At 44.7% G+C, this 15,764-nt stretch carries 14 protein-coding genes; 6 read left to right on the top strand and 8 right to left on the bottom strand.

What is annotated here, in order from left to right; translation table 11 throughout:
- Nucleotides 1-14 precede the first annotated feature (14 nt).
- The 5 genes from ACXAC1_RS11975 to ACXAC1_RS11955 form a co-directional block, all read right to left on the bottom strand.
- Nucleotides 15-347 carry a YnfA family protein gene (locus ACXAC1_RS11975; protein ID WP_133563416.1) on the bottom strand — a complete coding sequence of 111 codons (333 nt, stop codon included), beginning with the start codon at nucleotides 345-347 and terminating at the stop codon, nucleotides 15-17.
- 112 nt (nucleotides 348-459) lie between these two features.
- Nucleotides 460-1,083 carry a bifunctional 4-hydroxy-2-oxoglutarate aldolase/2-dehydro-3-deoxy-phosphogluconate aldolase gene (locus ACXAC1_RS11970; protein ID WP_133563418.1) on the bottom strand — a complete coding sequence of 208 codons (624 nt, stop codon included), beginning with the start codon at nucleotides 1,081-1,083 and terminating at the stop codon, nucleotides 460-462.
- 18 nt (nucleotides 1,084-1,101) lie between these two features.
- Nucleotides 1,102-2,577: a glucose-6-phosphate dehydrogenase gene (zwf, locus tag ACXAC1_RS11965; RefSeq protein ID WP_475063820.1), complete on the bottom strand. Its 1,476-nt coding sequence runs from the start codon at nucleotides 2,575-2,577 to the stop codon at nucleotides 1,102-1,104.
- 19 nt (nucleotides 2,578-2,596) lie between these two features.
- Nucleotides 2,597-3,571 (bottom strand): glucokinase, encoded by a 975-nt coding sequence (gene glk / locus ACXAC1_RS11960; RefSeq protein WP_475061671.1) that lies wholly within the window; start codon nucleotides 3,569-3,571, stop codon nucleotides 2,597-2,599.
- Nucleotides 3,572-3,679: 108 nt separating this feature from the next.
- Complete coding sequence (locus tag ACXAC1_RS11955; RefSeq protein WP_475061670.1) at nucleotides 3,680-4,744, bottom strand: sensor domain-containing diguanylate cyclase; 1,065 nt, start codon at nucleotides 4,742-4,744, stop codon at nucleotides 3,680-3,682.
- Nucleotides 4,745-4,952: 208 nt separating this feature from the next.
- On the opposite strand from ACXAC1_RS11955, the gene ACXAC1_RS11950 reads away from it, so the two are divergent.
- Nucleotides 4,953-5,276 (top strand): hypothetical protein, encoded by a 324-nt coding sequence (locus ACXAC1_RS11950; RefSeq protein ID WP_475061669.1) that lies wholly within the window; start codon nucleotides 4,953-4,955, stop codon nucleotides 5,274-5,276.
- On the opposite strand, the gene ACXAC1_RS11945 is transcribed toward ACXAC1_RS11950, so the two are convergent.
- Complete coding sequence (locus tag ACXAC1_RS11945) at nucleotides 5,273-6,298, bottom strand: DUF3080 family protein (protein ID WP_475061668.1); 1,026 nt, start codon at nucleotides 6,296-6,298, stop codon at nucleotides 5,273-5,275. The genes ACXAC1_RS11950 and ACXAC1_RS11945 overlap by 4 nt on opposite strands.
- Between ACXAC1_RS11945 and ACXAC1_RS11940 the strand changes: the two genes are divergently transcribed.
- Nucleotides 6,297-6,704 (top strand): acyl-CoA thioesterase, encoded by a 408-nt coding sequence (locus ACXAC1_RS11940; protein ID WP_273106217.1) that lies wholly within the window; start codon nucleotides 6,297-6,299, stop codon nucleotides 6,702-6,704. The two genes, ACXAC1_RS11945 and ACXAC1_RS11940, sit on opposite strands and share 2 nt — an antisense overlap.
- A 52-nt stretch (nucleotides 6,705-6,756) precedes the next feature.
- Here ACXAC1_RS11940 and ACXAC1_RS11935 read toward each other — a convergent pair whose 3' ends face one another.
- On the bottom strand, nucleotides 6,757-8,241 hold the full coding sequence (locus ACXAC1_RS11935) for an FAD-dependent oxidoreductase (RefSeq protein ID WP_475061667.1): 1,485 nt from the start codon (nucleotides 8,239-8,241) through the stop codon (nucleotides 6,757-6,759).
- 37 nt (nucleotides 8,242-8,278) lie between these two features.
- Nucleotides 8,279-8,947: an SDR family oxidoreductase gene (locus ACXAC1_RS11930; RefSeq protein WP_475061666.1), complete on the bottom strand. Its 669-nt coding sequence runs from the start codon at nucleotides 8,945-8,947 to the stop codon at nucleotides 8,279-8,281.
- Between the two features lie 201 nt (nucleotides 8,948-9,148).
- Between ACXAC1_RS11930 and ACXAC1_RS11925 the strand changes: the two genes are divergently transcribed.
- The 4 genes from ACXAC1_RS11925 (at nucleotide 9,149) to ACXAC1_RS11910 (ending at nucleotide 15,656) form a co-directional block, all read left to right on the top strand.
- Nucleotides 9,149-10,369: a ribose-phosphate diphosphokinase gene (locus tag ACXAC1_RS11925; RefSeq protein WP_475061665.1), complete on the top strand. Its 1,221-nt coding sequence runs from the start codon at nucleotides 9,149-9,151 to the stop codon at nucleotides 10,367-10,369.
- A 247-nt stretch (nucleotides 10,370-10,616) separates the two neighbouring features.
- A complete protein-coding gene (locus ACXAC1_RS11920) occupies nucleotides 10,617-11,519 on the top strand; it encodes an alpha/beta hydrolase fold domain-containing protein (RefSeq protein ID WP_475061664.1) in 903 nt (300 codons plus the stop codon).
- Nucleotides 11,520-11,789: 270 nt separating this feature from the next.
- Nucleotides 11,790-12,509 (top strand): YccT family protein, encoded by a 720-nt coding sequence (locus ACXAC1_RS11915; RefSeq protein ID WP_475061663.1) that lies wholly within the window; start codon nucleotides 11,790-11,792, stop codon nucleotides 12,507-12,509.
- Between the two features lie 348 nt (nucleotides 12,510-12,857).
- Nucleotides 12,858-15,656 carry a bifunctional aconitate hydratase 2/2-methylisocitrate dehydratase gene (locus tag ACXAC1_RS11910; protein WP_475061662.1) on the top strand — a complete coding sequence of 933 codons (2,799 nt, stop codon included), beginning with the start codon at nucleotides 12,858-12,860 and terminating at the stop codon, nucleotides 15,654-15,656.
- Nucleotides 15,657-15,764 lie beyond the last annotated feature (108 nt).

Genomic DNA, 15,764 nt, shown 5'->3' with positions numbered 1-15,764 from the left:
CATGGAACGCTTTACTAAGCGGACCTTGGTGCAAACATAATAATGGCCATCCCCAGCACAGCGACTAAAGAACCAACAACATCCCATGTGCTGGGGCGAATACCATCCACCAACCAAAGCCACATCACCGCACTAAAAATGTAGACGCCACCGTAGGCCGCATAAACACGCCCTGAGGCCGTTGGATGAAGCGTTAACAACCAAGCGAAGGCCATCAGACTCAACGCAGCAGGCAACAACAGCCAAATGCTTTTCCCTTCACGCAGCCATAAGTAAGGCAAATAACACCCTACTATTTCGGCCAACGCTGTGATCAAAAATAACCCTAATGTTTTCAATTCAGGCATGTGACTCATCCTTTAAGTGTGTAGCCTCTATTATCGCTTGAAGTATTTTCAGAGCAAAAAAATGCCCCACGAAAATCGTGAGGCATTCTCATAGCTCAATAAAAATGGGTAATTACTGCTGAACAGACTTCGCTAATTCAGTAATCTCGTCCCATTTACCTGCTTTAACAAGATCAGTCGGCACGATCCAAGAGCCACCCACACATAGCACGCTGTCTAGGGCTAGATAGTCTTTAAAGTTTTTCTCATTGATGCCACCTGTTGGGCAAAAACGGATTTGCGGCAGTGGGCCTGAGAATGCTTTAAGGGCTTTCACACCACCATTCACTTCCGCTGGGAAGAATTTGAAATGGTCGTAGCCGTATTCAAGGCCTAGCAAAATATCAGAAATCGTCGCCACAGCAGGTAGATAAGGAATATCATATTCTTTGCCTACTTTTAACAGATCAGGCGTTAACCCTGGGCTGATAATAAACTGAGAACCCGCTTCAACCGCTTGAATGTATTGCTCACGTGAACAAACCGTGCCAGCGCCAACAATCGCTTCTGGTACTTCCTTACGAAGAGCCGTAATCGCTTCCAACGCGGCTTCCGTACGAAGTGTTACCTCAAGAACTGGAACGCCACCTGCAACCAACGCTTTACCTAGGTTTACCGCTTGTTCTACATCGTCTACAACAATCACTGGAACAACTGGTGTGGCAGTCATGACTTGAGCTGCTGTGTAAGTCGTCATAGGTAAATCCCCTTTTGCTTAATAGTCGTGCCAGTTACGGCCATCTTTTATTGGTAATGCCATGGACGCAGCTGGCCCCCAAGAGCCTGATGCGTATTCTTTTGGACGCTCGCTGGTTTGGTTCCAAGCGGCCATGATGCCATCTACCCATTTCCAAGCCGCTTCTACTTCGTCGTAGCGCATGAACAGAGTTGCATCATCGCGCATCACATCAAGCAACAGACGCTCATAAGCTTCTGGGCTACGTTTGTTCTGGAAGGCTTCACTCAAACTTAGGTTCAAGTCTACTGGCTGAAGGTTCATACCTTCACCGGCACCCGGTACTTTATTCATAACCGTTAGCGAGATTTTCTCTTCAGGCTGAAGACGAATGATCAATTGGTTACGCTGTAGCTGGCGGTTACTTTCATCATTAAAAATGCTGTGCGGAATCGCTTTGTATTGAATCACGATTTCAGAATAGCGCTGACCTAGACGCTTACCAGTACGTAGGTAGAACGGAACACCGGCCCAACGCCAGTTATCAATATCAGCTCGAAGCGCCACGAATGTCTCTGTACGAGACTCAGGATTTGATCCTTCTTCGTCAAAGTAGCCTTTTACTTCTTTGCCGTTAATCATGCCTTTCGCATACTGACCGCGTACGGTTTTCGTGTAAGCGTTGGCACCTTCGATCGGACGCAGAGCTTTCAATACTTTGATTTTTTCATCACGTACTGAGTCAGCATCGTTACGACCTGGAGGCTCCATCGCCACCAAACATAGTAATTGCACAAGGTGGTTCTGAACCATGTCACGTAGCGCACCGGCTTTGTCGTAGTAGCCCCAACGGCCCTCTACGCCAACGGTTTCAGACACTGTGATCTGTACGTTATCGATGTGCGCACTTGACCAAAGCGGTTCAAACAGCGTGTTACCGAAGCGGATCGCCAATAGGTTTTGTACTGTTTCTTTGCCAAGGTAATGGTCGATACGGAAAATTTGTTTCTCGCCGAAGTTCTGCGTCACTTCATCGTTGATCGCACGAGAAGACGTCAAATCACGACCCAATGGCTTTTCAAGTACCACACGCATACGCTCTTCATTTAGGCCATGGTTGGCTAAAGAAGAACAAATAGAACCGAACAAGTCAGGTGAAGTCGCTAGATAGAACACCACATCTTTGTCGTCAGAACCCACACCACTATCGTTGAAACGAGCGAAGTCTGACTCTTGTTGAGCGTCTACGGAAACATAGCTCAAACGCTCTTTGAAACGTGGCCAAGTTTTCTCGTCGCCAACACTTTTCGGTACGAATTCGTCTAGCGCTTCACGAACCTTTGCTTGGTAATCTTCAGCACTCATATCACGACGTGATGCGCCGATGATGCGAGTATTTTTCGCCAGCAGACCGTCTTGGTCCAAATGATAGAGAGCTGGAAGAAGCTTGCGCATGGCCAAGTCGCCACCGCCACCAAAAATCACCACATCACAGGCTTTTAAACTTGCCTTCATCATTTTCTCTCCGGTTCAGTTAGGCTTGATTAACAAGATACGATGCGTAGTTAGCACATCCCATCAGCCCAGGGTATTCAGACATTACAACAAAGGTAGGAATAGGTGATACAAACGCTTTCATACGACCTTTGTCTTGCATCGCGTCACGGAACGCGCTGCCTTTAATTTGTTCAAGATAACGAGGCACAATACCACCAGCGATGTAAACACCACCACGTGTTTCAACCGATAGGACAAGATCCCCTGTCACACGTCCAAGGAAGGTAAAAAACTGATCCAATGTGGCCTCTGCTAGTGGATCATTACCTGCTTCAATCGCGGCACCAATTTCTGGTGCAGTTAAACGCTTTTCAATGCCTTGGCGGTGGGCCAAAGCTTCATAAATATTTTCCAGTCCCATACCTGACAGTACACGCTCAGCTGAGACACGTTTATGACGCTCTCGTAAAAAGCGCAAAATATAATCTTCTTGGTCATTGCACGTGGCGAGATCAACATGACCACCTTCGCCAGGCAAGACAATGTTGGCACCATTCTCTTGTGGTACGACGCACGCCACACCCAATCCGGTTCCAGCCCCCAGCACCCATGAGGCAGCTTTCGGATCGATCTCAGAAGGCTCACCAATTTGGATCAGCTCTTCCTTCGGAATGACCTCTAGACTGTGACCAATCGCATCAAAGTCATTAAGTAAGGCGATTTTCTTGTCGTGACCGAAATGGTCTTGGATCTGTTGGCGAGTGAAGTGCCAAGGATTGTTTGAGAAACGGATAACATCTTGGTTAACCGGGCCAGCAATCGCTAGCACAATGGCATCGATAGAATCGAAGTTTACACTACATTGATCAACATAAGCGGACACAGCATCAAAAAAAGACTGGTACTCTTTGCAAGAATAAACACTTACTTCTTGCGGCAGATATTGGTTGATGGGCACTAAGGCAAAACGTGCGTTCGTCCCTCCCAAATCTGCGATCAAAGCATGAGACATAGTAAACCTCTTTGGAGTTTTAATTTTTTTGAAATTTTACAACGAAAAAGCGTGTAAAAACACCAGAAAACAAAAATAATCCCGTCTCAAGTGTAATTTAATTACATATTAGCGAATTTTATTCAGAAATTTGAAGACTTTCGTAGGAACAGATCGCTTGCGATTGTTTTTGTAGTTATAGAGGCGTTCGTCCGCTAATTTCAGCAGATGTTTATAACTGGTTGGGGCGTCAGATAAAACGCTTGCTCCGCCGTAGCTGACGGTAATGGGAACTAAGTTGTTTTTGTAGCGCAGCGGGTTCGATTGTAAATAATCATGAATCGACTCAGCAATACTCATTGCTTGATCATAGCTCTTGCCCGGCATCACAAACACAAATTCATCTCCCGCAAAGCGGAACGCTAAACCTTGTTTATACACATGCTTCAAAAGACGTTTCGCTATGTATTCTAGCACTTCGTCGCCACAATTGTGGCCTAAAGTATCGTTGATCGACTTAAATGCATCACAATCTAGAAAAACGGCGGTTAAATCGCGGTTTTGTCCCTTACAACGGGCAAATTCACGCTCTAGCATTAACTCGAGTTGGCGGCGATTTAACAATCCCGTTAATGGATCGCGGGTAGCTAGGTATTCTAGCTTCTCCCTTGCGGTCACGTTACTTAGACAAATAGAGATTTTGATTGAGAGCTGATCCAGTAAAAAGGTGTCCTTGGCACTAGGATCGTAACGAGCGGGATCTTGATCTGCCTGACAAAACAATCCGACTAACTCACCATCAATTGTTAAAGGAGAGACCGCCACTGAGCCAATAATGGAGCGGTAGGCTTGGGGAATCACTTCCCAATAGCGGCCAATATCTTGATTCACTAACACGGTCTTGTTGCCAACACCAATGGCATCGATCATCGCACTGCGTCGGGTGAACAGCACTCTGTCTTTTAAGCCGACCGTTTTTTCTAGAGTTTCCACCAAATGTGATAGCGGCGCTTCGTTGATCAAGTTGACCCATACAAACGGCACATTGAACTGCTTTTGCACTTCTTTCGTCAGTGTCGATACAAATTGATCGCAACGTCCAATAGACAAAATGCAGCGTTCGATGTCGAAAAACTTCATCGCAATCTGCTCATTATGTCTAACGTTCTCGATCAGCTCATCAATAGAATGCATCCAATCAACCTAATCAGTGTCTCAGCGTGAGGCGCTTTGCCAGATAAACACGATCCTTTTGCATGTGTCTAGTTTTTGCGCAATGTGTTTCGATATTCAATACTCTTATAAACGTTCTGTCTATGAAAAACTTTAGCTTAATTTGCTGACTTTATTAAAGTTTCTTATAAAAAGCCGATAACCACTCTAACAGTCAGATGTGAACATTATGAATATTAGAGACGTTTTAGAGACCCAATTAACCCATGAGGTGAAAGCTGGTGGCCGAGTTTCCGGTAACGCCAACTTTGCGCTGCTCATGAGTCTCTTTACGCAGCCAGGCCCTAGTATTCACAATCAAGAAGACACGTTGAGCAAGCATGAGCCTCATGCCGTTACTCGCCCCATTCAATTCTCAGGTAACATCGGCGCCAACCCGACTGCGAATTTAGCCCTGCTCAAAGCACTCAGTCACGAGCCTCTCGCTCAAGGTAACCTCGCAGCCTATGATGCCGTTGCGGCGGTTGATAACCTGATTTCTACACAAGCCTAACCAACAGACTCGCCACATACTGCAAAGATTTGACTCCAAGCTCGGCCGTGCTCTCTCGAGGCCTGAAGATACGCCTGCCAAGCACTGTCAGAGTTTTGATAATCAAATTGATGGATAAAGGCGCGCCATTCAGGGCTATTTATTGGACTCTGTACGCCCAAAGAATGGATCAAAGGTAAAACCTGATAAGCCACTTTGTTGATACGCGCCATATAAGGTTGCAGCACCTTAATATAATGAGCTTCAAACTGCTGCTTTAGAAAATTCAGCGGCGGGCCACAAACTGCCTGACTCAGGCTCAGCGGCGCTAGAGCTTGTGTGATCTGGTCAAGATAATCGTGCAAATGCACCACACTAAATAGCAATTTCCCTAAATACTCACTTTCATAAATAGCCTTCATGTCGGCTTCAATATCCGCGCTACGAATGTTGGGCACATCTTGTAGGTGAGTTTGGATTTGATTGAGGTGCTGTAAAGCGGCAATCAGTGCCTGATATTGAGAAGACTCTGGAGACAAGGGTAAATAGCCATTAGCCAAACTGAAAAACGTTTGCGTTTCATCCCCAGCCCACAACACATTTGAAAACGCCAGCGGTAGCTCATTTTGCTTAGTTTGCGCCACATCTAAGAGCTTGGTACGTAACTCCATATCATCTATGTCACAGGTACGTATCGCCCGAATGATGTCCAGCTCATAAATAAAGCGCTGGCTTGTGGCCATGACACGGCCCAGTATACTATTGCGCTGTCCGGCCACCGCACCAACATCACATTGCTGTAATGACAAAAACTCTAATAAGCCTACATCAAACTGACTCAGCGCTAGCTGTCGATCTCTTAAGGCTGGCAAAGGTAGCATAGAACTCGTGGAGCCCAATTCGATCTGAACGAACTCAGATCGATTCAAATCCTTGACGTAGTTTTCTAATAAACCTTCTGGCGCAAAACGGCGGTCGCAACTAACGAGCAGAACCCCTAGAAGCAGTAATACCACTGATTTACGAGAGAGCAGTAACCTCATGATGAATACTCTACTAATTCAAAAGCGTGAAGAGATTTCAGAAACACGTGTTGCAAAAATGGTGTTTCCGAGCACAACCAACCACTATGACACTTTATTTGGCGGTGAAGCATTAAAATGGATGGACGAAGTGGCTTACATCGCTGCGACCCGTTTCGCCCGTAAACAGGTTGTTACGATCTCAACGGAGCAAGTGGATTTCAAACGCCCTATCCCTTCAGGCATTCTAGTCGAACTTGTTGCGCGTGTAATTCACGTTGGCCGCACTTCATTAAAAGTGGAAGTGAACATTTTCTTGGAAGAGCTATACAGTGATAAGCGTGAGAAAGCCATCACAGGCGTTTTCAACTTTGTCGCCATTGATGAAAACAAACGTCCAACGCCTATTTTTGATGGTAACGATTAGTTCGAACTTTCGAATTTTTCGCTCTAATCCGAAGAAACTCAACTCTACGTCGCTAATTTTTCGGAGACATCCGGCGTGGCTGATCAACCGGCTCTAAGACAACATCTGAGTGCAGGAATTCAGCGGCGGCGGCGGAACCTTCTACTTTAACAGCACTGCGCTCAAGCATTTCCGCTTCATAGGTATTAAGTACTGCTTCTCGAAGCCCTTTGTTGCGCCAAACGTCTTCAGACCAACAGCCGTTGGTAATTTCTCGTGCTAACGATAAGGCATCCAGAATCGCTTGGTTAGCGCCTTGGCCTTTGAACGGTGTCATCGGATGTGCACCATCTCCAATTAACGTTGCTTTGGAACTGTTAGCAAAGTGCTCAGCCGTAAGCAGTTCACGATCATAAACGGGATAACCGGACACCAACTCAGCTGGTGTAGCGGCTAATATCTCAGGGATTGGAGAATGCCAAGGTAAGCGTCGAATCGCCTCCGCTTTAAGGGCATCAGAACCCTGTTCACTGAGCGCTTTGGCCTCATCATCATTCATACGAAAACTGAGCTGCCACATAACGGACTCGGCATTAAGCGGCATCATATAGATACGGTCATTACCATTGGCTGTTTGGAACACGGTGGCACCGTCCAACAGTTCTGACTCTAAGTCTCCCAATAAAGATAGTGGACAAATTCCCAAGACCACCATGCAATTCAGTGAGCGTAATGGTGTCGTTTCATCACCTATGATGCTCTGGCGCACGACACTGCGGATACCGTCAGCGCCAACCACTAAGTCTGCCTCCGCGCATGTTTGCTCACCTTTTACCAAAAAAGTCAGCTGCACCTTATCCGATCTAGTTTGATCAAACGAGACCAATTGGTGTCCCCAATGTACCTCGTCATCCCCTCCCAACTGTTCCATCATCTGAAAACGTAAAGACTGGCGAGCAATATGAATATTAGAGCGTTTCGGGAGCGCACTAGGTTGCCCTTCAAGCCAGCGCCGCATTCCCCATTCAGCAACGACTTTACCCTCTGTGTTGTGCACCATGTGTCTTGTCGAGACAACACCTTCCTCTAGCTCGGTAATACCTAATCCGGAAATAGCGCGACTGGCTTGTTGTAAGGTTAAGCCATACCCTTGCGATCGAGCATCAAAGCTGGAGTCACGCTCGTAGAGGGTAAAAGGAATACCACGATGTTTACAGGCAACCGCTAGAGCCATACCACCAATGCCTGCACCAATGATAGCCACTTTAGGAAGACTTTCATTAACAGGGAGCGCCTCATCCGACAACACTATTCCCAAGCCAGAACAACTGGCACACATTTCTAAATGGCCTTTGGGCTTCACCGGCTCTGGCTGCTTCGAACTGTCCTGCTTAAACGCCTCTAATGCCTTTTGGTACTCTAGGCGAACTTTCTTACGAATACGACGGCTTCTTTTGCCCCGTCCCAAACAGTCACTGCACATCACCCAAAATTTGGTTTGCTTATCTAAGTTACTCAACTCTAACTGCCTAATATTCAGATCCTTTAATTGCAGCATTATAGAATATCAATCCAAACCTTTGTGTATGGTATTTCTACCAAGGCAGTACTTGACCATTGGAATGCCAAAATGTCCCTGTATTCTCTAAATTAAGCGCTTCAATACGCTCGGCTAAGCGCTCAGCCGCTTGATCCGGGGTGATATCACCATAACCACCGATCATTTCAGTACCGACAAGCCCAGGGTGCAAAATTGCCACCGCCACACCGCGTGGTTTTAAGTCGTGAGATAATGACATTCCGGCAATATTAAGAGCCGATTTCGACATGCGATAACCGTAACGGCCACCACTGGTGTTATCTTCGACCGACCCCATACGACTGGTAATTAGAGCAAGCTTGGCGTTTTCGCTAAAGTTATTCATTAAGGCTTCCGTGACAGCAAGAGGTGCCAATGCATTGGTTTCAAACTGTCGGCGAATCGAGTCTTTATCAATCGAACCTAACTGCTCATCACATAGGATGCCTGCATTATTAATTAGCAAATCAATGGACACATCGCTTAAAGCGCTTGCTAACTTACCAATGTCTTCGTCTTTCGTGACATCGATATGTTCAATCACATTCACACCAAGTGCACTTAATTCAGCACTGGCGGAACGACACACGGCATAGACACAATAGCCTTTCGCTTGATAAAGCTTAGCAAATGATAAGCCGATACCACGACTTGCCCCAGTTATAACCACTGTTTTAAAAGACATAGAAAAACTCTTTTACTGTGAAGGTACTTATAGTGATTGGGGCTGAGTTTTGTAGATCAAGCCAAATTCACATAAGTGAAGGCGCAGTTTTTGTAAAAAATCGAATTAGAACTAAAGTCGATGGTATGACAGTAGGGATTTTCTTAACCTAGCCATGTTAAAATATCTGAAAAATCACCTCCCTCTAATAAAGGATCGTCCATGACTTCGCCGAGCAGCCAGTCACCTAGCGTTATTGTTGTTAGCAACTCTTCTGACAACCCTTTTGCCATTGATGTCGCATATGCGATGGGCCAGCATGAAGATATCGCTGATATCATCAGTATGAAGCAATTTATGAACTCCGAATTTTGCCCGCGTTTTATCTCGGACGAAGCGGACTTCGAGAACATCGGACGTAAGCTCGAAGGTAAGTCAGTGGTGATTGTCAGCACGACAAGCCATGTACAAAGCCGCCAAGAATTAGCGATGGCGAACTTCATCATTGCTCGTGCAGCAAAAGAAAACGGCGCAGCACGTGTTGTCCTAGTTGAGCCAGATTTGTTCTACAGCGCTCAAGACCGCGGTCCAAGCAAAGACCTGGGCAAAACTAGCTTTGAACGTGACATTAAGGACATCAAGAAATTTGATGGCCAACCATTCACTGCTAAGCTGTACGCACAAATGCTGAAGCTGTCTGGTGTTGATACGGTCATGACGATCCACAACCACTCAGACTCTGTGCAGCAGATTTTCAATGAAGTGTTTGACGGTGATTTCCATAATCTAATCCCATACGGCATCTACGCTCACTACCTTCTAAATTCTAACATCCTAAGTTACGGTGAAGAGGGTGAAGGCCTAGTACTGTGTGCACCGGATAAAGGTGCTCGTGATTTTGTTAAACAAATGTACAACACGCTTGGTCTAACGAAAGCGAAGTTCATCATGTTGGACAAAGAGCGTACTGCTGAACGTAAAGTTGAAATCACGCTACACAAAGAGAGCGAGCACACTTTTGAAGGTCTAGACGGCGCAAGCATCGTATTGTTCGATGACATGGTGCGTACAGGTTCGACCATCATCAAATCTTGTCAGTTCCTTAAGCAGATCAACCCAGAGCGCATGGTATTTGCTGTGTCACACTTCTACGCTAGTAACGAAGGTCGTGAGCGTATGGCGCACCCAGCACTAGGTGAAATCTTAACGCTGAACACATTACCTACGATTCTAAACCGCGACGAGCAAGGCCGTCTGCGTAAGAAGATGGTCGTTCTGAAAGTTGAGAAATGGCTTGGCCAAGAACTATGTAAGATTCTTAATCTTCCTCTTAGTGAAGAACAAAACCCTTACAAAATTGATATGTCTTCGAAAAACCCTCGTTTCAAACGTAAGATTTGGTGTAGCGAAGAGCTACAGGAGCTAAATGGTCTAATACAATAAACTAGATCAAGCCTGTTCAAATCGATAAGTTCTTTTAAACAAGAACTTATCGATTGTTTAATCAACAATCAAATTTTTCTACGCTGCTAAACTTCGCATACACTTTACCAATCTGTATAGACCTGTTTCCCCTGATATACATTTCTCATGTTGTGTTCTTGCCAGAAGCATTTAAACTGTTTATACCGATAACAGTTTACAATATAAATCAAAATAACAACCACAAGCATAGAAGGATAAGCAGATTATGACGTTGATTAGCTCATTTAAAAAAATGTTAATCAGTATGACTCTAGTCGGAGTTAGCTCAGGAGCCGTTCACGCAATGGATTTGATTCAAAACCTAACTTATGGCGAAAAACCAAGAAATCAACTTGATTTATATCTGCCTGACTCCCAGAAATCCTCTGCTAACCCACCCATCATTGTGTTTATCCACGGCGGCCGTTGGTTTCGAAATGATAAGACTCAGTTTGAACTCTATAACCGCATCCCACAAGCTATGGAAGCGGGTTATGCCGTTGCAGCCATAAATTATACTTTTAGTAACGAAGCAGTTTGGCCTGCCCAGCTTAAGGACTTAAGAAATGCATTTGACTTTATTCGGGAAAACGGTGACCAATACGGCTATAACGCAGAACATATCGCTGTTTGGGGCCAATCATCTGGTGCTCACCTAGCCCTATGGGCGGCATTTGATCAAGCTCAGAACCCTAATACACGATTAGATGCGCTAGTCTCATGGTATGCACCTTCTGATTTGAGAAATATCGTAGCGGATAGAGAATACGATGACGTACCAGATCGCGGAAATTTAGCACAGGAACCAACACCTGAATCGTTACTAATTGGGCAACCTGTGGCTCAAAATTTAGAGCTTGCTGATGCTGCTAGCCCATATCGTAAATTACTAAAACTTCCTTTAACTACTCAACTTCCACCAAGCTTGCTTGTTCACGGTGAACAAGATTTTGTTGTCTCTCCATTACAAACCGAACGTTTGTATACTGAGATGAAGAAGCGTTCTGGTGTTGAATCTGTTGAGGTTAGATATGTGGAAAACGGTCAGCATGGTGGCAACGCCTTTAATGATGAGGTATCAGCAGCTCTCCAATTCCTAGACTCTGTTTTTAAAAATCACAAAAATTGACCATTGATCCGTTTAAATGAGTTGCTTCAATCTGCTCACTCAAGTTCGTGGTAGGTTGAAGCCGCACGCAACGGCTATTCATGTTTATTAAGAAATATGGCTACTTACAGTTGTTATGTTTCCTCTTTTAAAACTGAATATGTCAGCAAAAAGATAAAACTCAGTATTTTAAAAATTAGAGGATTGTAAAACTAATGCTTAAACCACTTTGTGGTAGGTTAACTCACTTCTGTACACGATAACCATTTGATTTTAATAGGAGCTACTAAAGTGAGGTTACAGTCTGTTACTAAGGTCATAGGAACCTTGTTAGGGATATTCAGTTTTTCAACTCATGCTGCCACATTTGAAGTCCCTAGAAATTTTGAAATTATGTATGTCGACCTTAAAAGCCCGGGCAACTTCGGTGGAGACTTTAAAACCGATGTAGACGAAGGTAAGCGCCAAGTAGTGGTCCGCTTTAACCAACGTATTGGTGGTGGCAGCAATGCTGAGCAGTTTCAGTCAGAGCCCATGATAATAGAGATCGATGTTGCCCAAGATGCTGAAATCATGCTTGAAGCACCCTACTTTTTCCGTAATAACGATGCAGCAGCCTTCGCCAAAACCCCAGAAATTACATTGGTAAATGAAGCGAGCGATGCCAAGCTCGATTACGAAGTACATATTTTACCAAAGCAGTCAGGCGTACAAATGCTGCGAGACTACAAGCGTGACATTCGCGAGTTTTCTGCCACTTATAAAACTCCAATAGTAGACACCCCTTCACCAGCAAGTGAAACCGTTGCAGCAACAGAAGAACTAGAAATGTTGAAGTTTTGGTATAACAAAGCAGATGTCAGTACGCGCAAAGACATGCGCATCTGGATGGTCGATCACTCTCATCAGGCAAAAACAGAGAGCACAGCTTTTGAAATGCTCGGATTCTGGTTTGCAAAGGCATCAAAGAGTGATCAAAAAGCTTTTCAAATCTGGCTCCTAAACGAATAATCGCTTCCTTTAAAAGCCATGGATGCTGAATAAAATCAGCCCACATGGCTTCTCCCATGACTTCTGTTTTCCGGCTTCAATATATTGCTCTTAATAGCAAAACCTTTCAAAAACAAAATACAATAACAATTCTCAAATATTATTGAGAATTATTTGCATATCAGGCACTTATAATAACCTATCCTCCAAACGTGCATATTATTTCGATTCGCCTACTATAATTATGGGTTTATTTTTTTAAATGATGATGGGTATTAACTTTGTGTCATTAGTTTCCATTGAGCTATTTGCCGCTTTTTAATATCTTGTTAATCAACCATAACCGGATCGGAATGAGAAATTGGCGCTATGAGTTACTATACTGACTATTTAAAAGAAATTGAGGTTCGCAAGAACGAACTAGGTCTTGCACCAAAACCAATCGACGGTGCTGAATTGGTATCTGAAATCATTGAGCAGATTAAAGATACGGCTAACGAACACCGTGAAGACTCTTTAAACTTCTTCATCTACAACACCCTGCCAGGTACAACACCAGCAGCAGTTGTAAAATCTGCTTTCTTAAAAGACATCGTTCTTGGTAATGAAGTCGTCGCTGAAATCTCTCCAGAGTTCGCTCTAGAGCAACTTTCGCACATGAAAGGTGGCCCATCTGTAGCTGCGCTATTGGATGTCGCTCTTTCAGATCACGCTCAAGCAGCGGCGGCGGGCGAAGTACTTAAATCTCAAGTATTCTTATATGACGCTGACTATGATCGTATTTCTGCTGCATACAAAGCAGGTAATGCGATCGCAAAAGAGCTTTTAGAAAGCTATGCGAAAGCGGAATTTTTCACGAAACTTGATGATATTCCTGAGAAGATTGACGTTGTAACTTACGTAGCTGCCGAAGGTGATATCTCGACTGATTTATTATCTCCAGGTAACCAGTCTCACTCGCGTGCTGACCGTGAACTACACGGCCTATGTATGATCAGCCCAGAAGCTCAAAAAGACATTGTTGAGCTCCGTAAAAAACATCCTAATGCTAAAGTAATGCTGATCGCTGAGAAAGGTACCATGGGTGTAGGCTCTTCACGCATGTCTGGTGTGAACAACGTAGCACTTTGGGCAGGCGAGCAAGCTTCTCCATACATTCCATTCGTAAATAACCGTCCGGTTGTTGCCGGTACCAATGGTATCGCTCCGATCTTCTTAACGACTGTTGGTGTAACAGGCGGTATCGGCCTTGACTTGAAAAACTGGGTTAAGAAAACTGACGCCAACGGTAACGTAGTTCGTGACGAAAACGGAGACCCAGTACTAGAGGAAGCTTACTCTGTTGCAACGGGCACTGTTCTTACGATTGATACCAAGGCTAAGAAGCTTTACAACGGCGACAAAGAGCTGGTTGACGTATCCGCTTCTTTCACACCACAAAAAGTGGAATTCATGAAAGCGGGTGGTTCTTATGCGGTAACATTCGGTAAGAAGTTACAGACTTTTGCAGCGGAAACACTTGGTATTGATGCTCCAGAAGTATATGCACAATCAAAAGAGATCTCTAACGAAGGACAAGGTCTGACAGCAGTAGAGAAGATCTTTAACCGTAATGCTGTAGGCGTTAAGTCTAAGACACCTCTTCACACTGGCTCTGACGTTCGCGTTAAGGTAAACATTGTTGGCTCTCAAGACACAACAGGCCCAATGACTTGCCAAGAACTTGAGTCAATGGCGGCATCAGTTATATCTCCTACAGTAGACGGTGCTTATCAGTCGGGCTGTCACACAGCGTCTGTATGGGACAAAAAAGCTCAGGCGAATATTCCTAAGCTAATGTCTTTCATGAATAACTTCGGCGTTATCACTGGTCGTGACCCTAAAGGCGTCTATGCACCAATGACAGATGTTATCCATAAAGTATTGAACGACATCACAGTTGATGATCGTGCGATCATCATCGGTGGTGACTCACACACTCGTATGTCCAAAGGTATAGCGTTCGGTGCTGACTCTGGTACGGTTGCGGTGGCTCTAGCAACTGGTGAAGCTGAGATGCCGATTCCTGAGTCTGTTAAAGTAACCTTCAAGGGTAAGATGAAGCCACACATGGACTTCCGCGACATCGTACACGCTACACAAGCGCAGATGTTGAAACAGTTCCAAGGCGAAAACGTATTCCAAGGCCGCGTGATCGAAGTTCAAATCGGTACTCTACTTGCAGACCAAGCCTTCACATTCACGGATTGGACTGCAGAAATGAAAGCGAAAGCTTCTATTTGTATTTCCACCAACGAAACCATGATCGAGTCTCTAGAACTTGCTAAGTCTCGTATCCAGATCATGATTAACAAAGGTATGGATAACGAAGCAAATATGCTTCAAGGCCTAATCGATCTTGCAGACAAGCGTATCGCTGAAATCAAATCTGGAGAAGTGCCAGCCCTAGCTCCGGATGATAACGCTAAATACTACGCAGAAGTAGTGGTTGATCTAGATGCGATTGACGAGCCGATGATTGCCGACCCTGATGTAAACAATGAAGACGTTTCTAAGCGCTACACACACGATGTGATTCGTCCGGCTTCTTACTACGACGGCCGTAAAGTCGACCTAGGCTTCGTGGGTTCTTGTATGGTGCACAAAGGTGATATTCAAATCATTGCTGCCATGCTGCGTAACCTTGAGAAAAAAGGCCCTATTACATTTAAAGTACCACTAGTTGTTGCGCCACCAACGTACAACATCGTTGATGAGCTGAAAGCAGAAGGTGATTGGGCAATACTTGAAAAATACTCTGGCTTCCAGTTTGATGATGTGAATCCAAAAGAAGCAGCTCGTAAGGAATACGAGAACATCATGTACCTAGAACGTCCAGGATGTAACCTATGTATGGGTAACCAAGAGAAAGCCTCGCCAGGTGACACAGTAATAGCGACTTCAACTCGTCTGTTCCAAGGTCGTGTCGTAGAAGATACTGCTGAGAAAAAAGGTGAATCGTTACTAGGTTCAACACCTATGGTGGTTCTATCTTGTATCCTTGGTCGCTTCCCATCACTTGATGAGTACAAAGAAGCGGTTCAAGGTATCAACCTGACTTCTTTTGCGCCACCAAGTGAAGACTTAAGTGTGAAAGGTGGCGATATCGCGATCACACCAGTAGCGTAATCCAAGCTTCTTTAGTACAGCTTAAGCTAACTAAATAAAAAGCCCTGGCTCTAATTGAGTCAGGGCTTTTTTATTGCCATCGGCATTGACATTAATCATTACCCAATA

This window comes from Marinomonas sp. AWM4_232 (assembly GCF_056158325.1).
This window is presented reverse-complemented; position numbering and strand designations above follow the sequence as displayed.